Annotated in this window: 16 protein-coding genes; 6 read left to right on the top strand and 10 right to left on the bottom strand. The window is 69.5% G+C overall.

The window, feature by feature from the left end:
- The first annotated feature begins 57 nt into the window (after positions 1-57).
- Positions 58-1,575: a cellulase family glycosylhydrolase gene (locus C3942_RS12470; protein ID WP_243393591.1), complete on the top strand. Its 1,518-nt coding sequence runs from the start codon at positions 58-60 to the stop codon at positions 1,573-1,575.
- A gap of 104 nt (positions 1,576-1,679) precedes the next feature.
- On the opposite strand, the gene C3942_RS12465 is transcribed toward C3942_RS12470, so the two are convergent.
- Positions 1,680-2,678 (bottom strand): NAD-dependent epimerase/dehydratase family protein, encoded by a 999-nt coding sequence (locus C3942_RS12465; RefSeq protein WP_104230671.1) that lies wholly within the window; start codon positions 2,676-2,678, stop codon positions 1,680-1,682.
- Positions 2,678-3,160 carry a nuclear transport factor 2 family protein gene (locus C3942_RS12460; protein ID WP_165797439.1) on the bottom strand — a complete coding sequence of 161 codons (483 nt, stop codon included), beginning with the start codon at positions 3,158-3,160 and terminating at the stop codon, positions 2,678-2,680. Before C3942_RS12460 ends, C3942_RS12465 begins: the two co-directional genes overlap by 1 nt.
- A gap of 186 nt (positions 3,161-3,346) precedes the next feature.
- Between C3942_RS12460 and C3942_RS12455 the strand changes: the two genes are divergently transcribed.
- Positions 3,347-3,793 (top strand): YiiD C-terminal domain-containing protein, encoded by a 447-nt coding sequence (locus C3942_RS12455; RefSeq protein WP_207766067.1) that lies wholly within the window; start codon positions 3,347-3,349, stop codon positions 3,791-3,793.
- A gap of 65 nt (positions 3,794-3,858) precedes the next feature.
- On the opposite strand, the gene C3942_RS12450 is transcribed toward C3942_RS12455, so the two are convergent.
- The 3 genes from C3942_RS12450 to C3942_RS12440 all read right to left on the bottom strand — a co-directional run bounded on the left by C3942_RS12450 (position 3,859) and on the right by C3942_RS12440 (position 7,526).
- Positions 3,859-5,238: a DUF1329 domain-containing protein gene (locus C3942_RS12450; RefSeq protein WP_243393590.1), complete on the bottom strand. Its 1,380-nt coding sequence runs from the start codon at positions 5,236-5,238 to the stop codon at positions 3,859-3,861.
- A 17-nt stretch (positions 5,239-5,255) separates the two neighbouring features.
- A complete protein-coding gene (locus C3942_RS12445; protein ID WP_104230668.1) occupies positions 5,256-6,842 on the bottom strand; it encodes a DUF1302 domain-containing protein in 1,587 nt (528 codons plus the stop codon).
- 129 nt (positions 6,843-6,971) lie between these two features.
- Positions 6,972-7,526, bottom strand: coding sequence for a VOC family protein (locus C3942_RS12440; RefSeq protein ID WP_104230667.1), 555 nt, complete (start codon positions 7,524-7,526; stop codon positions 6,972-6,974).
- 153 nt (positions 7,527-7,679) lie between these two features.
- Here C3942_RS12440 and C3942_RS12435 point away from each other — a divergent pair, with 153 nt between their 5' ends.
- The 3 genes from C3942_RS12435 to C3942_RS12425 are packed head-to-tail and all read left to right on the top strand — an operon-like array spanning position 7,680 to position 9,852.
- Entirely contained in the window at positions 7,680-8,015 is a 336-nt protein-coding gene (locus C3942_RS12435) for a VOC family protein (protein ID WP_104230666.1), read from the top strand.
- A 10-nt stretch (positions 8,016-8,025) separates the two neighbouring features.
- Positions 8,026-9,021 (top strand): flavin reductase, encoded by a 996-nt coding sequence (locus C3942_RS12430; protein WP_104230665.1) that lies wholly within the window; start codon positions 8,026-8,028, stop codon positions 9,019-9,021.
- A 3-nt stretch (positions 9,022-9,024) separates the two neighbouring features.
- On the top strand, positions 9,025-9,852 hold the full coding sequence (locus C3942_RS12425) for an SDR family NAD(P)-dependent oxidoreductase (protein ID WP_104230664.1): 828 nt from the start codon (positions 9,025-9,027) through the stop codon (positions 9,850-9,852).
- Positions 9,853-9,949: 97 nt separating this feature from the next.
- Here C3942_RS12425 and C3942_RS12420 read toward each other — a convergent pair whose 3' ends face one another.
- From C3942_RS12420 to C3942_RS12405, 4 genes are all read right to left on the bottom strand, one after another.
- The gene (locus C3942_RS12420; protein WP_104230663.1) at positions 9,950-11,200 is read right to left on the bottom strand and encodes an HmuY family protein; all 1,251 of its coding nucleotides are present in this window, start codon (positions 11,198-11,200) and stop codon (positions 9,950-9,952) included.
- A complete protein-coding gene (locus C3942_RS12415; RefSeq protein ID WP_104230662.1) occupies positions 11,185-13,197 on the bottom strand; it encodes a TonB-dependent receptor plug domain-containing protein in 2,013 nt (670 codons plus the stop codon). The genes C3942_RS12420 and C3942_RS12415 overlap by 16 nt, the downstream gene beginning before the upstream one ends.
- Positions 13,198-13,350: 153 nt before the next feature.
- Positions 13,351-14,160 carry a secretin N-terminal domain-containing protein gene (locus tag C3942_RS12410; protein WP_104230661.1) on the bottom strand — a complete coding sequence of 270 codons (810 nt, stop codon included), beginning with the start codon at positions 14,158-14,160 and terminating at the stop codon, positions 13,351-13,353.
- A complete protein-coding gene (locus C3942_RS12405; protein WP_165797438.1) occupies positions 14,157-14,774 on the bottom strand; it encodes an eCIS core domain-containing protein in 618 nt (205 codons plus the stop codon). The genes C3942_RS12410 and C3942_RS12405 overlap by 4 nt, the downstream gene beginning before the upstream one ends.
- A 128-nt stretch (positions 14,775-14,902) precedes the next feature.
- Here C3942_RS12405 and C3942_RS12400 point away from each other — a divergent pair, with 128 nt between their 5' ends.
- Entirely contained in the window at positions 14,903-15,706 is an 804-nt protein-coding gene (locus tag C3942_RS12400; protein ID WP_104230810.1) for an SDR family NAD(P)-dependent oxidoreductase, read from the top strand.
- 104 nt (positions 15,707-15,810) lie between these two features.
- Here C3942_RS12400 and C3942_RS12395 read toward each other — a convergent pair whose 3' ends face one another.
- Positions 15,811-18,447, bottom strand: a complete 2,637-nt coding sequence (locus C3942_RS12395) for an Ig-like domain-containing protein (RefSeq protein WP_165797437.1) — start codon at positions 18,445-18,447, stop codon at positions 15,811-15,813.
- Positions 18,448-18,548 lie beyond the last annotated feature (101 nt).

Below are 18,548 nucleotides of genomic sequence, written 5' to 3'. Positions count from 1 at the left end.
GCACACCACACGAGCGGCGGGCCATCCGGGCACCGCCGCCGGTCCGGAGGAGAAGCCGTGCGTAATACCCTGATTCGTGGGGCGCTTGCCGCCCTGGCCCTGGCCCTGGCCGGCTGCCAGTCATCCACCCCCTCGGCCGGCAGCCCGCCTCCCGGCGGCAGCGAGGCGCCGCAGCTGCGTCGCGAGGGTCGCTGGCTGGTGGACCCGGAGGGGCGCGTGGTGCTGCTGCACGGCGTCAACATGGTCTGGAAGGAGGCCCCCTTCTACCCGCCGGCCACGGCCGAGGGTTTCCTGGCCCAGGATGCCGACTGGCTGGCCCGGCACGGTTTCAACAACGCCCGCATCGGGACGCTGTGGGTCGGCGTGGCGCCGGAGCGGGGCACGGTGGACCAGGACTACCTGGCGCAGTGGGATCGCACGATCCAGCTGCTGGCCTCGCGCAGGATCTGGATGCTGTTCGATTTCCACCAGGACCTGCTGGGGCCGGCCTACCAGGGCGAAGGCGTGCCGGACTGGGCGGTGGAAGAGGCCAAGGGGCCGCTGACCACCCTGCTGGGCGCCCCGTCCTTCGGATTCCCCTTCAACTACTTCATGCCGCAGCTGTCGGAGGCCTTCGACCGCTTCTGGGCCAGCGAGGACATCCGCGACGGCTTCGCCGAGGCCTGGGCGGCGGTGGCGCGGCGCTGGAAGAACCAGCCCTACTCCATGGGCTACGACCTGATGAACGAACCCTGGGCCGGCCTGGACTACCCGACCTGCCTGATTCCCCTGACCGGCTGCCCCTGGCATGACAGCGGCTCGCTGCAGCCCTTCTTCGACCACGCCCGCCGGGCGATCCGCGCCGAGGACCCGCACAACATCGTCTGGTTCCAGTCGCAGCCCCTGACCAGCACCGGCGCACCCACCGGCTTCACCGCGATCCCGGGCGAGGAACAGCTGGGCTTCTCTTTCCACTACTACTGTCCGCTCAACACCCTCGGCAACGCCCTGCAGCTGGGCATCCTGGACGCCCTGCCGGTGGGCCTGGACGATACCTGCCAGGCCTTCGGCCCCCGGGTCTTCGACCAGGCCCGGGCCCAGGCGGACCGCATGGATGCGGTGGAGCTGCTGACCGAGTTCGGCGCCACCGAGGACATGCAGGTGCTGCTGGACGTGACCTCGGACGCCGACGAGCGCCTGGTGGGCTGGCAATACTGGCAGTACAAGAACTGGCGCGACCCGACCACCGAGTCCCAGGGCAGCGGCGACCAGAGCCTGTTCACCGACGACGCCGACCTGTCCACGGCCAAGACCGCCAAGCTGAAGGTGCTGGTGCGGACCTATCCGCAGGCCACCGCCGGCATCCCGCAGTCCCTGTCCTTCGACCCGGACACCGCCGCCTTCGAGTACCGCTACACGCCCCGCGCGGCGCGCGGCCCCACCGAGATCTACGTGCCCCTGGCCATGCACTATCCCTCGGGCTATACGCTGGAAGTGACCGGTGCGCGCAGCCTGTCGCCGGCCAATGCCGGGCTGCTGAGGCTGGAGAACCTGGCGGGGGCGGCCGAGGTGGTGGTGAGGATCGCGAAGCGCTGAGAGGCGGCGGAAACATCGTAGGGGCGGCCGTTGGCCGCGACAGGTTCGGTCGATGACCGGACCCGTCGCGGCCAACGGCCGCTCCTACAACGGCAGGCCTGCTCCTAGGCCGCCTTCGCTTCCAGCCAGCCTTCCGCGCGCAGGAACTCCAGCGCATCGCGCAGCGATTCGCGCGGCGGGCGCGGATCGAAGCCCAGCTCCCGGCGGGCCTTGTCGTGGCTGACCACGCGGTTCAGCACGGCCTGGCGCAGCACGCCCGCGTTGAACTTGGGCGGCTGGCCGCTGAGGCGGGCGGCGGCCAGGGCCAGGGGCAAGGAAGCCCAGCCGACCCACAGCGGCAGCACGGTGCGCGGCATCGGCACGCCGCTGACCTCTTCCCACACGGCCAGGAACTGGCGCATGTCCAGCACCTCGCCGGTCAGCAGGTAGCGCTCGCCGCGGCGTCCGCGGGTGGCGGCAGCCGCGAAGCCGGCGGCCACGTCGCGCGCGTCGACGTAGTCGCTGATCACTTCCATCATCACCGGGATGCGGCGGTGGTAGAGATCCAGCAGCGCGCGCCCGAAGATCGAGGGCTCGTAGTCCTCGGGGCCGATCATGTTGCCGGGCATGCAGACCACGGCGTCGAGCCCGCGCTCCTGCACCAGGCGCTGGACCAGGGTCTCGCCCTGCGCCTTGGTGCGCGAGTAGTCGGAACGGCCCTTCATGTTCAGCGGCCGCGTTTCGTCCAGCGGCAGCGCCAGGGGGCGGTGCTCCAGCGCGGAATGCGAGGAGCAGTGCACCAGGCGGACACCTCGCGCCGCGCAGGCCTCCGCCACGATGCGCGTGCCCTCGACGTTGACCCGCTGCATGCTGCCGTCGCGGTCGGGCTCGATGCTGACCTTGGCGGCCAGGTGGAACACGCAGTCCACGCCCTCCAGCAGGCGCGCCACATCCCCGGCCGACAGCACCGAGCCATGGACCATCTCCACGTCCAGCCCCTGCAGGGAGCGCGGCATGCCGCGCCCCGGCGGCTCCAGCACGCGCACGGCGTGGCCCTGGGCCAGCAGCACGCGCACCAGGGCGCAGCCCAGCCGCCCGCCTCCGCCGGTGACGGCGGCCTTCATCAGGGATGCTTCACGCCATGCTTGGCCAGGTAGTGGGCGGTGATGTTGGGCGGCTCGGTGAAGGGCGTGACGATCTCGAAGATGCGCGAGTAGGTGGCGCGCTTGATCAGCCACTTGCCGTCCACCTTGACGTAGGTGTCGCGGTACAACGAGGAGCCGTCGGTATAGATCTTGTTCTTCAGGTCGCAGAACCAGTCCTTGAGGTACCAGGTGCCGGTGGCCTCGGTGGGCGACTGGAAGTCGATCTCCGGATGGTTGACGTGGTGCAGGGCGATGGCATCGGCGTGGAAGGCGTAGCCGATGGCTTCCAGGATCTTGTCGCGGCCCTGGGCCTCGAACAGGTAGCTGCCGCCCTCGTAGCGGACGCTGGCATCCTCGGTGAAGAGCGTCTTGAGCTCGGCGAGATTGGCCGTGTCGATGCAGCGGCAGTAGGCGTACTTCAGGCGCTTGATCAGCTCCAGGTCTTCCAGCGGCAAGGCCATGGCGTTCTCCTCGTGATGAATGGAATTCTTCGAATCCCAGTATCGGAACGGCCGGGGCGGCCGGGCTTCACCCATTAGGACGAAAGCGCCTGCAGGTTCGGCCTTAACCGGCCGTCCCGAACGATCCCGTCCGCGGCCCGATCCGCTATCCTCGGCCCATCCTCCTTACCCTGTGGAATGCCCTCAATGGACCTGGAAGTCGCCAAGAAAGCCCTGGAAACCGGCATCAAGTTCGTCGCCAACTGCGGCCTGAAGGTCGTGGAACTGCGCCGCGGCTACGTCAAGTGCTCGGTGCCTTTCGCCGGCAACGGCAACCATATCGGCACGATGTACGCGGGGGCGCTGTTCACCGTGGCCGAGATCCCGGGTGGCGCGCTGTTCCTGTCGTCCTTCGACATGACGCGCTATGCGCCCATCGTCAAGGAAATGAACCTGCGCTTCCTCAAGCCCGCCAAGGGCGACGTGACCATCGAGATCGGCCTGAGCGAGGAGCAGATCGCGGCGATCAGCGGCGAGGCCGATGCCAAGGGCAAGGCCGAATTCACGCTGGACGGCGAGATCAAGACCGCCGATGGCACCGTGGTGGCGATCAGCCACGGCATCTACCAGATTCGCTCGCTGCAGCGGCTCTGATTGCGGATGCGGACGAAGAAGGGGCGGCCTCCTGGGCCGCCCCTTCTTCGTTGCAGCGCCGGAGGTCAGTGACCCGAGCGCTTGGCCGCCGACTCGGAGAACATCTCCGGCGTCAGGCCGCCCTGGTTCAGCAGCCACCACTGCTTGGACTGGTTGACCAGGCGATCCGCGAAATAGGCTCCCGCGGTGAGGTCGTGGTAGACCGCGACGCCGGCCTGGAAGCCGCCGATCTCCGGCGCCCAGAAGTAGTTCACCATGCTGGCACGCCAGAGGTTGCCGCGGCCGTCATAGTTGTCCACCCAGAGGGCATGCCAGCTGTCCTCGTCGATGTAGAACGTGCGGCGGGCATAGGCGTGGCGGTAGCCGGACTTCACCGTGGCCTCCAGCACCCAGACGCGGTGCAGCTCGTAGCGCTGGTAGTCGGGGTTCAGCGTGTTGGGGGTCAGCAGCGTGTCGTAGCTGACGGAGGTGTCGTTCTGGCGGAAGGCGTTGTACGGAACGTAGATCTCCTTCTTGCCGACCAGCTTCCAGTCGTAGCGCTCCGGCGAGCCGTTGAACAGGCGGTCGTCATCCACGGTGCGGAAGCCGCCCGCGCCCTGCGGCGTGTCGAAGCCGAACTCCGGCGCCTGGCGCACGCGGCGGGTGCCCGGGCTGTAGAAGTAGGTCTGGCGATCGTCGTTGTGGTAGTCGTTCGGGTTCCAGCCGATGAACAGTTCGCCGTTCTGGCGTTCCGGCAACAGGGTGCGCACCTTGAAGTAGGAGTCGATCTGGTCCTGCGAGCTGCGCGTCTGCTTGGGGTCGTTGCTCAGCGACAGGATCTTGTAGTCGACCCGGCCCCAGGACTTGTTGCCGTTGGGGTAGACCACGGCGGAGTCCGACACCACCAGCTCGGTCCAGGCGCGGTGCGGCGTCACCATGCTCCAGTGCGCCTCGATGCCGCTCTTGGGGAACGGGATGGCCGGCGCGCCGCTGACCGCCTGCACGCCCATGCCGTCGTTCACCACTTCGCCGCTGGCGGCGTTCTTCCTGAGCGCCTCGCAGACCTTGGCCGAGTAGGCGAAGTCGCGGTGGCTCGGATACACCGGCATGCGGAAGGACTGCGGGTAGCGCTTGAGCAGTTCCTTCTGCCCCGCCGTCAGCTTCGCCTCGTACTGCGCGGCGTTCTGCGCGGTGATGGTGAACAGCGGCTTCTCGTCGGCGTAGGGGCCGGGGCTGTACTTGCCGGGGCCGTTGTAGCCGGGATAGCTGTCGCTCCACTTGCCGGTCCAGGCGGCGACGGAGCCGTCGGCATTGCCGGCGCGCTCGGCGCCGACGCAGGTGAGCTTGCCGCCGAGGGCGGCGATCTCCTCGGGGGTGCCCTTGGCATGGGCCATGGGAAGGGCGGTGGCGATCAGGCCGGCCGCCAGGAATCGGGACAGGGTCCGATTCATCTTGATGTGATCCATCTGGAATCTCCTCGCAATCAATAGGCGTACTTGACGTTGAACGCGACGTAGTCGCGGTCCGCGTAGGGGCGTTCGGCCAGCGTGGCCGAGCCCAGGTAGGCGTTGTAGCTGACGCCCACCTGCAGGTTCTGCAGGTAGGTGAAGTTGCCGGCGACGCTGAGGCGGCGGTCGCCCTGGCCGTAGAGGCTGCCGAAGGAGCCGGCCATGGCCGGGTTGCCCTCGGGCAGGTGCGCCCAGGTGATCGGCACCGCCAGGTCCCAGCCCTGGAACACGTTGCGGTAGTTCAGGGTGGCGATCAGCGAGTAGCCCCAGGCCATCTTGTCGTTGGTCAGCGTGCCCGGCCCGCCGGCGACCTTGTCGAAGTCCTCGACATGGATGTAGCCGGCCTCGCCCACCAGGCCGATCTCCTGCGACAGGAAGTTGGGCGGCACGGTGTACAGCGAGGACAGCAGGACCTGCGCCAGGTCGCCGCGGCTGGACGTGGGGCCCAGCGGGCCGTCGACCAGCACGTTGATGCCCTCGCGGTAGCTCACCTCGCCCGCGACGTTGGCCGGACCCAGGCGCGTGGAGAAGCTCAGCGCCGTCATGTCGATGCCATCGAAGTAGCCGATGTTGTAGGACACCGGGGCGAAGACGCCGGGCGCGACCTCGGCGATGTTCAGCGACAAGGCCGGATTGGTGTCGTGGTAGCGCAGGCGGTAGAGGCCGACATTGGTCGAGCCGCTGACCTGCACCTTGACGCCGACGCCGTACTGGCCGTTGTCGCTGGGCTCGATGTCTCCGGCGTAGGGCGCGGCGAAGCCAGGGCCCAGCGTCAGGAACTCGCGGCCCGGGCCGGTCACGTCGGAGATCGAGAAGTAGCTACCGACCGGGTCCAGCTCGGTGGGCTTGTACTCCAGGTGATAGTAGGCCATCAGGCTGGTGCGCGAGCCGATGTCGAGCTGGCCGGAGACCTGCGCCACCGGCAGCAGGATGTTCTTGATCTCGGCGCCCGGCACGTTGGCCTTGGTGGCGTCGGCGGGGCCCTGGGCGCCGGCGATGCCGGAGAAGAACAGGCTTTCGCCCCAGGCCACCACCTGTCGGCCACCGCGCAGGTTCAGCTGCACGCTGTCCGACAGCGACCAGTCGCCATAGACATAGGCGTCGAGCACGCGGGCGCGGCCGCCGCTGTACTTGCGGGCGTCGTCGGTGAACTCATCGTTGTCGCCGGCCTTGTTGACCGTGCCGGGCGAGTCGTTGTCGTTGCGGCGGTGGTAGACGTCGTCGTAGAAGGCGTCGCCGCGCAGCACCGCGCCGTAGCCGCCGCGCGAGAGATAGAATTCCGCGAGCAGGCTGGCGCGGTTGTTGATCAGGCTGCCGGAATCGAAGTTCCGGTCGCCGTCGTCGGCGTTGACCGCCGCCGGGCCGGTCAGCGCGCTGTCGGGACTTTCCGTACGCATGGCGGCGGCATAGCCCAGCGTCAGGTTGTACTTCGCATCGAAACCGCCGCCGACATCCAGCGAGCCGGCGACGGCCGTTCCCTGCGCTCCCGCCGCGCCGATCAGCGCGGCACCCAGAACACCGCGGCGTACGGCGAGCCGGCGGACCTTACCTTTGCTTCTCATGTTTTCTCCTCCTTGACGGATGACGCACCCTACCCCCGTCAGGAGGCTCCGCCTTCCACGCTTTGGTTACATCAAAACGGACTAGGTCCGGCGGGAAGGCGCTGTCTCGCAGGAGAAACGCCGGGCTCCTCAGCCTCCGGCCATGGCGGCGAAGTCGATCACCGCGGGCTCGCCGCCGCCGTCCCAGGCGGCCGACGCGGCGACCCCCTGCGCGATCATGTCCCGCATCTGGGCCGTGTTCTCGAGGAATTCGACGTAGACCTGCGGGCCCAGTTCCGGCGACTGCAGGTAGACGTAGCGGCCGCCGGCCGGCATGCGGATGTCGCAGACCACCCGCAGCCCCTGCGCTTGCGCCTTGCGCAGGTCGGCCTCGATGTCGTCGCAGACGAAGGCCATGTGGTGCAGGCCGGGGTGCGCGGCATCGCGGTAGGGCGAGGCCGCGTCGTTGCGCTGCTGGATCAGCTCGATCTGCAGGTCGCCGCGATAGGACAGCGCGATGTCGATCAGCGGCGTGCTGGGCTGGCCGAGGTAGACGCTGTGCAGGGGAATGTTGCGGATCAGCAGCCAGGGACCGACGCCCAGCTGGCGGGTCCAGGCGTCGACCGCCGCGTCGAGGTCTTCCACCACGTAGCCCAGCTGCCGCACCGGGCCGAAACTGCCCGGCTGTGCCTGTTTGGTCTGCATCTGTCGCGCTCTCCTCAGGGTGTCTTCACGAGCCAGTCTCGTACAGGCAGCGTGACCCGGGCTAGTCCCCGCCACTACATCAACCCGGACGAAGAAGGCCGCCCGGGGCCGTCCTAGGCTGGATCGCATGACAGGATCACTGCGAGGTGCGAGATGAAGATTCACACGCTGCTGTACCCGGTCGACCGGCTCGAGCCGGCGATCGCCTTCTTCCGGGATACGCTGGGCCTGCCGCTGAAGTTCCGCGACGGCGAGCGCTATGCCGCGCTGGATGCCGGCAGCCTGACGCTGGGCCTGGCGGCCGGCGAGGAGCGCATCGTCGACCGACCGGCGCTGGCCCTGCGCGTGGACGATCTCGAGGGCGCCCTGGAAGGCCTGCTCGCGGCCGGCGCCAGCCTGCTCCGGCCCGCCGAGGAAGGCCCGCACGAAACCCGCGCCGTGCTGCAGGCACCCGGCGGGCAGCCGCTGGTGCTGAGCGCAAAGCGTTGAGGAGACCGGCATGAACCAGACCACCGCCTTCGACCCACGCGAATTCCGCGCCACGCTGGGCACCTTCACCACCGGCGTCACCATCATCACCGCGCGCGGTGCCGACAGGCAGCCCGTGGGTGTCACCGCCAACAGCTTCAATTCGGTTTCGCTGGATCCGCCGATGGTGCTGTGGAGCCTGGCGAAGAGCTCGCGCAGCCTGGAGGCCTTCCAGCAGTCCGGCCACTTCGCCGTGCATATCCTGGCCGCCGGCCAGGAGGAACTCTCGAACCGCTTCGCCAGGAGCGGCGCGGACAAGTTCAGCGGTGTCGATGTCGGCGAGGCCGCCGGCGGCGCGCCGCTGCTGCCGCACTGCAGCGCGCGCCTGCAATGCCGCACGTCCTTCGTCTACGAGGGCGGCGATCACCTGATCTTCGTCGGCGAGGTGGTGGCCTTCGACCGCAGCGGCCTGCCGCCGCTGGTGTTCCAGGCCGGCAAGTACGCCGTGGCCACGCGCAAGGTCACGGCGCTGGCACCGGCCGGCGGGCTCGACGCGAACTGGAGCGAGGATCACCTGCCCTACCTGCTGGGACGGGCCTACTTCCAGGTGTACTTCCGCATCCGCGAGCAGGTGCGGGCCGACGGCCTCAACGACGACGAGTACTTCATCCTCAGCACGCTGGCGGTGCGTGACGGCCTGACCCAGGGCGAGATCGAGGCTGGCCTGTCGCATGCCGGCTGCAACTGCGGCTTCCCGGTGCTGGCCGGCCTGCGCCAGCGCGGCCTGCTGCGAGGCGAGGATGGCCCGGGCGACCTGCGCTGGTTCCTCAGCGACGAGGGACGCCGCCGCACGCTGCACCTGATCGCCGCCGCCAAGGATATCGAATCCTCGGTGCTGGACGTCCTGGGCGAGTGGGATGCCGTGGCGCTGAAGAACCTGCTGAAGCAACTGGTGCTGAGCACCGACCCCGGGCTGCCTGACCTGTGGAATCCGTCCTCTCCCCGATCCGCGACTGCCGGAGCCTGAACGATGAACGAAATGCTGAAATTCCAGGGCGGCGTGGCCGTGATCACGGGTGCGGCCAGCGGCATCGGCAGCGGGCTGGTGCGCCAGGCCCTCGCGGAGGGCATGCGCGTGGTGGCGGCCGACGTGCAGGCCGAGCGCCTGCGGGAGTTCACGGCGACACTGTCCGGCGAGGTGCTGGCGGTGCCGACCGACGTCAGCGACCCGGAGTCGGTGGAAGCGCTGGCGCGGCGCGCCTGGCAGGCCTACGGCGGCGTGGACCTGCTGTTCAACAATGCCGGCATCATGGCCACCGGCTTCTCCTGGCAGGTGGAGCCGGCACGCTGGCGCCGCAGCTTCGAGGTCAACGTGCATGGCATCCACCACGCTCTGCGCGCCTTCGTGCCGCGCCTGCTGGAGCAGGGACGCCCGGCGCAGATCGTCAACACCGCCTCGGTCGGCGGCTTCCTGGCCAGCCCGCTGATGTCACCCTACTCCGCCACCAAGTTCGCGGTGGTGGCGCTGACCGAGGCGCTGCGCGGCGAACTGGAGATGCTGGGCAGCCCGGTGGGCGTTTCGCTGCTGGCGCCAGGGCCGGTGATCAGCGGCATCTTCGACGATCCCTTCGGTCCGCAGGCGCAGCAGGAGCCGGCGGTGCAGCAGTTCGTGGAGCTGATGCGCAGCATGCTGCAGCAGAACGGCCTGACGCCGGAGGCCTTCGCCCGGCGCGTGTTCGACGGCCTGCGCCAGCGCCAGTTCTGGCTGATCCCGCAGCCCGAGGCCTTCGACGAACTGTTCCGCCAGAAGGCCGCGGACGTGCTGGCGCGGCGCAACCCGGTGCTGCCGCGCTTCTAGCTCCCCCGGGAGGACAGGGGAACACGGAATCGAATCCCCGTCATGCCGGCTTTCGCCGGCATGACGGGTTCGTGTTTCCGCTGGTCTCGAGAAGGCTCTAGAGACCCGACAGCGGCGCGAACTCGAAGGATGGGTTGGCGGTGGCGCCGGACTCGCTGTAGTAGCCCAGCATGCGCAGCTTCCAGCGCGCGCCGTTGGCAGCCACGACGATGTAGACCACGTCGCGCGGCGAGATGTGGTGGATGCCTTCGCCGTCGTCGCAGAAGCCGGAATAGTAGTACCAGCCATGGTCGCCGTTGATGCCGCCGCAGGCCGGCCGCGACGGCGTTTCCGACAGCGGGTAGGTGGTGAAGGCCAGCGCGCTGGCGGTGTCGGTGTGGAAGTCCGCCGCCAGGGGCACGCTGGTGCGGGAATCCCAGTCGTCGCGCAGGATGCCGTGGATCTCGACGATGCCGGCCCCGGAGCTGCCGCCATTCACCTTGATGTCGGAACGGCGCAGGGCGATGTCCCAGCCCCCGGCGTCGTTGGACGGGTCCACCGGGACCACCTGCTGCCTGCCGGAGAACTGGATATGCACCCAGGCTTCCTCGTCGCTGGCATCGACCCTGGCGATGCTGCTGCCGCCGCTGCCGGCGGTGAACGTGGCGCGGCCCAGCGGCGCCACCGGCGCCGACCCGCCGCCGGAGCAGTTGCCCGCGGCAGTGATGCGCTGGACGTCGAAGCTGGGACGGCGATCGCCATAGCCGGTCATGCGCAGCTTGTAGTAGCGGCACTCCACCGTGCTGATGACATAGCCGACATTGGACCGGGCGGTGGTCACGCCGGCGGAGCGGCGGTACCAGCCATGGTCGAGCAGGGCCCGGTCGGCGGCCGGCGTGCTGGTCATGGCCAGCTTCGGGCCGCCCAGGAAGCCGGACTCGTCGCTGACGTAGGCCACGGCATTGCGCGGCGGTGCGCTGGTGACGGGCTCGAAGGGCCAGGTCGTGCCCTCCTCCACCTTCTCGCCGTAGGCGCTCACCGGATCGCCGCCCGGCGGCGTGCCGGAGACGCCGCCGTTGAGCTTGATGTCCTGGGCCTTGAAGGCGATGTCCCAGGCATCGCTGGCGGAGGGATCGGCGGGCGTCACCTGCGCCTGCGTCTCGAGGTCGATGTAGACCCAGTCGTCGCCGCTGGCGTCGATGCTGGCCTGGTAGTAGCCGGCGGAGTGCCGGCTGAAGGAGGCCTGCGCTCCGCCCGGCCCCGGCAGTTCAGCGTCGCCGTCGGGGTTGGAGGGCGAGATGTCGCCGGTGCAGCCGGCGAGCAGCAATACGACGGCCGCCAGCGCGGCGCGCATCAGCGGAAGTTCCATGTCAGCTCCAGGTAAGCGGCGCGAGGCGCGATCGGCAGGTACTGCGGATCGCCCTCGTCGAGCAGGTTGTCCATGCCGATGGCCAGATCCAGCTGCTCCCAGCGCAGCCATTCGGCACGCAGGTCGAACAGGGCATAGGACCCGGCCTTTCCGGCCGGCGTCGGCGTGCCGCCGGTGTCCAGGTCCACCGCGAAGCGGCGCGAGCCGATCCAGACGCCGCGCAGCTGCAGTGCGCAGTCGTTCTGCTCGTAGCGCAGCGCGGCATTGGCGCGGTGCTCCGGACGGCCGCTGAGCTGATCGCCGGTATCGTCGTCGCGGCTGCGCAGCCAGCCATAGCCGAGTTGCAGCTCCAGCGGCTGCCAGGGCCGCAGGCGCGCCTGTGCGTCCAGGCCGGTGAGCGTGGCCGAGGCCACGTTGCGGTAGGAGAAGACGATCGGCGGACCGGCCTCGGTCTGGATCACGTCGATCAGGTCGCGGACGCGGTTGTGGTAGGCGCCGAAGGACAGGCTGGCACGGTCGCCGGCCAGCCAGGTGGCGCCGAGGTTGACGCCGGTGCTGCGCTCGGGCTTGAGATCCGGGTTGCCTTCCACGCGGTAGCCGACGCCCGGGTTCTCGAACAGCAGCAGCAACTGCTTGAAGTCCGGCGCGCGGTAGCCGCGGCCATAGCCGGCGCGCAGCACCCAGGCGTCCGACAGCGCGTAGCGCAGCGCCAGCTTGGGCGAGAACTGGTCGCCGAACTGCGAGTCGCGGTCATAGCGCAGGCCCGGCACGACGGTGAGCCGGCCCTCGCGCCATTCCGGCACCCACTCGTCCTGGGCGTAGACCGCCTGGCGGTCACGCTCGCCGGTATGGTCGAGGCGGTCCGCTTCCAGGCGCTCGAACTGCGCCTCCAGGCCACCGATCAGGCGGTGCTCACCGCGGCGGTGCTCCAGTTGCACGGTGCCCACGGCGATCTCGTCCACGGTCTCCTCGTCCAGCGAGACGCTGCCGTCGGCGCGGCTGGTCTGCAGGAACTGGTCGAAGTAGCGGTTGTAGTAGAGGTCGCCGCTGATGCCGGTGCTGGCATCCAGCGCGTAGCGCGGCGCCGCGCCGACGCGCACTTCCTCGACGCGCTTGTGGGTGTCGAAGTAGCGGTTGGCGCTGCCGCCGTCGATGCGTTTGCCGTCGTCCAGCGTGTAGGAGCCGGACAGGCCGAGGCTGGCGTGCTCGTCGATCTGCCAGTCGGCGTTGGTGGAGAGGAACCGGCTGTCGCCGTCGCCGCCATCGTTGGACGGCGTGCCGGCATCCAGGTCATAGGACTCCAGCCGCGAGAGGCCGGAGGCGCTGCTGCCCTGTACCGGCCCCAGCGCCCAGCCGGCATGGCCGTGCAGGTCGAGGTTCCGGTCCTCGTCGATGCGCGCGGTGACGGCGCCGCCGCTGTCGCGGCCGCCGCGGCGGGTGATGATGTTGATCACGCCGCCGAGCGCGTCGGCACCGTAGAGCGCCGAACTGGGTCCCTTGACGATCTCGATGCGCTCGACGTCGCCGGTCGGCAGGCGCGACAGGTCGATGGCGCCGTTGATGCGGCCGATCAGGCGGCGGCCGTCCACCAGCACCAGCACGTGCTCGGACGACAGGCCCTGCAGCTCGATGCGGCTGCCGCGGCCGGCGGAGCGGCTGGCATAGACGCCGCCCTCGCGCTCCAGCAGCTCGGCGACATCGCGGGCGCCGCTGCGGCGGATGTCCTCGGCATCGATCAGCTGCACTTCCACCGGGCTTTCGTCGAGGCTGTGGGCCGTGCGGGTGCCGGTGACGACCACCGGCTGCAGCCTCACGGCCCTGGGCGTGGCGGGAGCCAGCACGGGCACCGGCGCCGGCGCGTCCGGCAAGGCAATGGTCGGGGTATCCGGAGCCGGGGCCGCCGGCTCCTGCGCCGATGCCATCCAAGGCCCGAAGGCCAGGAACATCCCCATCGCGGCCGGCCGGAGGCGGCGCGCGTACTTGTCGTTGCTGGTCACCCGAAACTCCCGCGGCGTGGCCGGAAAGGCCCGATCTCGCCCAAAGATTGAAAATGCGAAGCATTCTCAAATGAGAGTTTGCGGGATGCGAATCGTTCTCGTCAACGGAAAGCGGGGCCAGGGCTCCGGCAGCGCGACCGGCGATGTCCCGCCTCAGTCCAGCAGGTCGACGCGGACCTGGATGCTGTTCTGGCTGCTGCGGCTGCCCTCGCCCCGCCCCAGCAGGCTGCTGCCGGCATACGAGGATTGCTGGACCGCGCCACCGATCTCGAACCACTCGCCCAGCGGGCCGCTGACGACACTGCCGGCGCTGCGCGAGTCGACGGTCCCGCCGCGCCCCGGCATTTGCTGCTGCGCCTGGATTTCCAGCTGCACGCGATCGCCCTGCACGCGCGGCAGCACGGTGAAGCCGGAACCGCTGTCGACGTACTCGCTGCGCTGCACGACCGCACCGTGGGGCAGACGCTCGCGCACCACGTGGGGCGTGGAACTGCCCAGGAAGATGCGCGCCTCGCGCCCCTCCTCCACGCGAACCTGCTGGCGGATGCCGCTGTCGTCGCGCCGCTGGCGCTCGCCGGCCTGCAGCTCGACGTCGCGCGGTACGCGCCCGTCCGGGCCCGGCACGACGATGCTGCCGTCGCCGCGACGATAGACGCCCGCGAAGCCCACGCCCTGGTCGCGACGCTCCGCGACGCCGCCCTGGCGTACCGAGATCATCAGCTGCCGCGCCGCACGGTCGAGCTGGTCCAGCAGCTGGCGCATCTCGGCCAGCTGCGAAGGCGTGGCGCGCACGATCAGCTTGTTGTCGTAGACATTCACGCTGCCAGGTCCTCCGACGGACTCGAGCAGTGGCACCAGTTCCAGCGCGGCCCGGTGGCGCGGCTCGATCACTTCGGTGGCCACCTGGGCCAGCGCGGCAGCCGGCAGCAGGGCGGACAGCAACAGCAGGACACGCGGGATCATGGCGGCTCCGGAGGCGGGATCGACGCGGCGATCTTGCCCGAAGCTGCGGCGGCGCGGCTGTGAACCGGTCGGCGGGTCAGCCAGCTCAGGTAGCCTGCGGCGGCCTGCTCGGCCTCGGCTTCCACGGCGCGGTAGTCGCGGACATAGCGCTCGGCGAAGCCGCCGACGCCCCAGCGCCCGAACTGCTCCACATGCCAGAGCTCGTGCGCCCACAGGGCGGCATCGCCGAGGGCATCCGGCTCGCGCGCGAACACCACCACCTCGTTCAGCGTGATCGCGGCACGGTCGCCGTACTGGATCGCATGGAGCTGCAGGGAAATCTCGCTGCCGCCGCCGCTGCGCCAGCGCACGCGGTCCAGCAGATCGTCGCGGTAGTAGCCGCGCAGCCGCTCGCGCATGGCCGGAGGAATCGGCTGCGTCCCCGCCGACAGGGCCTCCTGGCGCGAGCGCAGGATGGCGTCGCGCAGCAGGGGCGCGGCATAGGCCTCCGCCTGCTGGCGGAACCGCCCCAGCGCCTCCGGATCGAGCTCGAAGCCCCAGTCCGCCGCCGGTACCGCAGACGGCCTCAGGCCGGCCGCCAAGAGGCCGGCCACCAGCAGGAAGATCCTCGTCACGTTCATACCCGGTAGACCGCGGTCAGGCAGCCGGGTTCTGCCGCGCGCGTGGGCGGGCTTGTTTCTGCGGTCAATGCCGCCCCGGACGCCTTGGCCGATACTCGGGGAAAACACTCATGGAGGAGACCATGGACCTTCGGGGCAAGACCATCGTGCTGACCGGCGCGTCCGGCGGCATCGGCGAGGAAGCCGCCCGACAGCTGGCGCAGGCCGGTGCCCGGCTCTGCCTGGTGGCGCGGCGCGAGGAGGAACTGCAGCGCGTGCAGCAGGCCATCGAAGCCGGAGGCGGCTGGGCGCGAAGCTACGCCTGCGACCTCTCGGACCCGGCGGACCTGGACCGCTGCGCCGACCGCCTGCTGGCGGAGAACCCGCGCATCGACGTGCTGGTGAACAACGCGGCGCGCTCGATCCGACGGCCGATCCGCGAGGCGCTGGACCGTGTGCACGACTACGAGCGCACCATGCAGCTCAACTACTTCGGCGCCCTGCGCCTGACGCTGCGGCTGCTGCCGCGCTTCCTGGAGCAGGGCGCCGGGCATGTGGTGAACATCTCCACGATGTCCTCGCAGGTGCCGATCCCGCTGTTTTCCGCCTACCTCGCCAGCAAGAGCGCGCTGGAGTCCTTCTCTCGCTCGCTCAATGCCGAGCTGGCGCACAAGGGCGTGAGCTGCACGGTGGTGTATTTCCCGATGGTGCGCACGCCCATGTCCTCGAAGACGGCGATCTACAAGCACATGCCGATGATGGACAGCGCGAAGGCGGCCGGCTGGATCGTGGAAGCCGCGGCGAAGCGCCCGGCCCGCGTCAGCAGCCCGTTGGGCACGCTCGGCGGACTGGCGATGGCAGCGCTGCCGGGCGTGGTCACGCGCCTGAGCCAGCCGCTGTTCCGTCAGATGGACCGGCAGCTGAAGAAGAAGCTCGAGAGGGACTGAAGACCCGCCGTGACCCCGCCGTTGCCCGAAAGCCGCCGCCAGACGGCCGGGGCCACGAAAAAAGGCGGCCGCTGACGCGGCCGCCTTTTGTTCCTGCCTGTGGCTTATTCCGCCGCGGGATTGGCGCGACGCTCGAAGGTCTGCTCGCCCTTGATCGTGCCGCGCGTGGCGGTGACCGTGACATCCTGGGCGAAGGTCGGCGAACGGGCCGGGCTGACCTGGCCGTTCTTGCCGGCTTCATTGCTGACCGTCACCGTGTTGCTCGAGACCGTCCAGGTCACGTTGCGGGTGATGTTCAGCGTGATGTCGCCCGTGAAGCTGCCGGTGGCCACGAACTGGACCGGCGCGCTGGCATTGACGATCACCACGTCCGCCGGCGTCACCGTGATCGCCGTGAGCGTCGCAGCGACCACCTTGACCTGGATGGAGTCGGTCTTGCCGCCCAGGGACGCCGCCACCGCGGCAATGGTGTCTCGCGCCGCGGTGATGACGCCCTTGGTGGGCGAGTCATTGCTGACGGTGACCACCGAGCTGTCGGTGGAGCTCCAGGTGACCTCCGTGGTCACGTTGCGCACCACGCCGTCGGAGTAGCTCGCGCAGGCGATCAGGCCGGTGCTGAACGGCAGCGGCAGGTCGATCGAATCGTCCTCGCCCGGGGCCGGCGACGCGCAGCTCTGGGTATCGGGCCTGACGATCAGGGTCTCGACCGCCGGGTTGGTCACCTGGACCGTCGCGGTGTCGGACAGGCTGTCCTTCTGCGCGGTCACCACCACGGAGGTGCTGAGCGCCTTGGCCACGGCCTGGCCCTTGGTGCCGCCCGCGTTGCTGATGCTCAGCACGTTGGTATCGGCGGAGGTCCAGGTGACCTGCTCCGTGATGTCCATGGTCGAGTCGTCGCTGAAGCTGCCGGTGGCCACGAAGGCCTGGCCCAGGCCCAGCGGCAGGGTCAGCGTCGCCGGCGTCACCGAGATGGACTCGAGCACGGCATCGGTCACGATGACACGCGTCGTGTCGCTGACCACCACGTCGTTGGGCAGGCGCTTGGTGGCCGTGATGGTGGCCTGGCCGGCCGAGCCGCCGCGGACCACGCCCTTGGTGGTCGTGACATTGCTGATGGTGGCGATGCTGGAGCTGGAGGAGCTCCAGGTCACCTCGCCGGTGACGTCCTTGACGCTGCCGTCGCTGTAGCTGCCGGTGGCCTTCAGGGCACGCGTAAAGGTCTTGGGCAGGACCGAGTCATCCGGGCTGATCACGATGGACAGCAGCGCCGCATCGGTGACGGTGAGGTCGGTGCTGCCCTCCACGTCGCCGAACTTCGCGGTGATGGTGGCCGGCGTGTCGCTGATGCTCTGCGTCATCGCCAGGCCCTTGCTGTCGGCAGCGTTGCTGATGGTGGCGATGGCCTCGGCGTCGGAGCTCCAGGTCACCTTCTTGGTGAGATCCTGCGAGGGCAGCCCGCCGCCGAAGATGCCGGTGGCGGTGAACTGCTGGGTCTGGCCCAGGCCCACCTCGGCGCTGGCCGGCGTCACCTCGATGCTCTCCAGGGTGTCGTCGGTGACTTCCAGGGCGAAGTCCGCGCTGGTCACCGTGCCCACCTTGGCGGTGATGTTGGTGTCGCCCGCATTCGCCGTGCTGGTGGCAATGCCCTTGGTGGCGTCGGCGTTGCTGATGGTGGCGATGCTTTCGTCGGACGAGGTCCACAGCGCCTGGCTGGTCAGGTCGCGGGTGGTGGTGTCGCTGAAGATGCCGGTGGCGATGAACTTGCGCTCGAAGCCGCCCTTGGGCAACTGGCCGCTTCCGGCAGGCACCGTTTCCACCTGGATCGACTGCAGGGTGGCATCGACCACGGTCACGACCACGGAGCGGCTGCCCTTGGCGGTGGTGGCGGTGATGGTGGCCGTGCCCGGCTCCAGACCCGTCACCAGGCCGCGCTCGGCGCCCTCGCTGTCCACCGTGGCGATCGCCGCGTTGGACGTGGTCCAGGTGGCGGTGTTGGTGACGACCGTCGGGGTACCGTTGGTCAGCAGTTCGGTGGCCGACAGCTGCTGCGTGAGGCCCTTGGGGATCGACGGCGCGGCCGGCTCCACCTGGATTTCCTTGAACTGGGCCGAGATGACCTCGAAGTCCACCAGCGGAGCGGTGGCGGCGGCGACGACTGCTTGGATCTTGGCCTTGCCGATGCGGTTGGTCGTGCCCTGGCCGTTGCCGGTGATGGTCACGACGTCGCTGGCCGCGGTGCCTGCTTCATTGAGCACGCTCCAGGTGGCCAGGCCGCTGACGTCCGGAGTGCTGCCGTCGGTCATCGTGGCTGTCGCGGTGAACTTCTGCGTCGCGCCCAGGCCGACCTTGGCGTTGCTCGGCGTCACCGCCAGGCTGACGATGCGGGCAGCCGTCACCGAAACCTGGATGGACTGCTGCACACCGTCGAAGCTGGCGCGGATTTCGGCGGTGCCGACCGCCAGGCCGGTCACCTTGCCCTTGAAGACGCTGGCCACGCCCGGCGTCAGCGAGGTCCAGGTCGCTTCAGCGGTGACATCGTCGGTGCGGCTGTTGTCGCGAATGGCCGTCGCCGTGAGGTCCACGGTCAGGCCCTTGGCGACCGTCGGCGAAGCCGGGCCGAGCTGGAGGCGCACCACCGCCGCGGAGCCGCCGCCACCGCCGCCGCAGGCCGTGACCAGCGCCAGCAGCATGCTGATGATGAGAGCCCGAAGGCCGAAACCGGTCGCGGCACGCTTGTCCATCAGATGACTCCCCGAATCCTGTTGCGCGGCATGGCCGCCGGTTTGCGGTACCGCGGGTCTGTCCCGCTGGCCCACCACCTCACCCCGTTGATATGACGGAC

Origin of the sequence: Solimonas fluminis (assembly GCF_002930645.1) — a bacterium.
Taxonomy (GTDB): domain Bacteria; phylum Pseudomonadota; class Gammaproteobacteria; order Nevskiales; family Nevskiaceae; genus Solimonas_A; species Solimonas_A fluminis.
The sequence above is the reverse complement of the archived record's forward strand: the minus strand, read 5'-3'. Positions and strand labels throughout refer to the sequence as shown.

Excerpts from the sequence above, each read along its gene's own strand:
- C3942_RS12465 (WP_104230671.1), bottom strand. The coding sequence starts at position 2,678 with ATGAAGGCCGCCGTCACCGGCGGAGGCGGGCGGCTGGGCTGCGCCCTG.
- C3942_RS12460 (WP_165797439.1), bottom strand. The coding sequence starts at position 3,160 with ATGGCCTTGCCGCTGGAAGACCTGGAGCTGATCAAGCGCCTGAAGTAC.
- C3942_RS12455 (WP_207766067.1), top strand. The coding sequence starts at position 3,347 with ATGGACCTGGAAGTCGCCAAGAAAGCCCTGGAAACCGGCATCAAGTTC.
- C3942_RS12450 (WP_243393590.1), bottom strand. The coding sequence starts at position 5,238 with ATGGATCACATCAAGATGAATCGGACCCTGTCCCGATTCCTGGCGGCC.
- C3942_RS12445 (WP_104230668.1), bottom strand. The coding sequence starts at position 6,842 with ATGAGAAGCAAAGGTAAGGTCCGCCGGCTCGCCGTACGCCGCGGTGTT.
- C3942_RS12440 (WP_104230667.1), bottom strand. The coding sequence starts at position 7,526 with ATGCAGACCAAACAGGCACAGCCGGGCAGTTTCGGCCCGGTGCGGCAG.
- C3942_RS12435 (WP_104230666.1), top strand. The coding sequence starts at position 7,680 with ATGAAGATTCACACGCTGCTGTACCCGGTCGACCGGCTCGAGCCGGCG.
- C3942_RS12430 (WP_104230665.1), top strand. The coding sequence starts at position 8,026 with ATGAACCAGACCACCGCCTTCGACCCACGCGAATTCCGCGCCACGCTG.
- C3942_RS12425 (WP_104230664.1), top strand. The coding sequence starts at position 9,025 with ATGAACGAAATGCTGAAATTCCAGGGCGGCGTGGCCGTGATCACGGGT.
- C3942_RS12420 (WP_104230663.1), bottom strand. The coding sequence starts at position 11,200 with ATGGAACTTCCGCTGATGCGCGCCGCGCTGGCGGCCGTCGTATTGCTG.
- C3942_RS12410 (WP_104230661.1), bottom strand. The coding sequence starts at position 14,160 with ATGATCCCGCGTGTCCTGCTGTTGCTGTCCGCCCTGCTGCCGGCTGCC.
- C3942_RS12400 (WP_104230810.1), top strand. The coding sequence starts at position 14,903 with ATGGACCTTCGGGGCAAGACCATCGTGCTGACCGGCGCGTCCGGCGGC.
- C3942_RS12395 (WP_165797437.1), bottom strand. The coding sequence starts at position 18,447 with ATGGACAAGCGTGCCGCGACCGGTTTCGGCCTTCGGGCTCTCATCATC.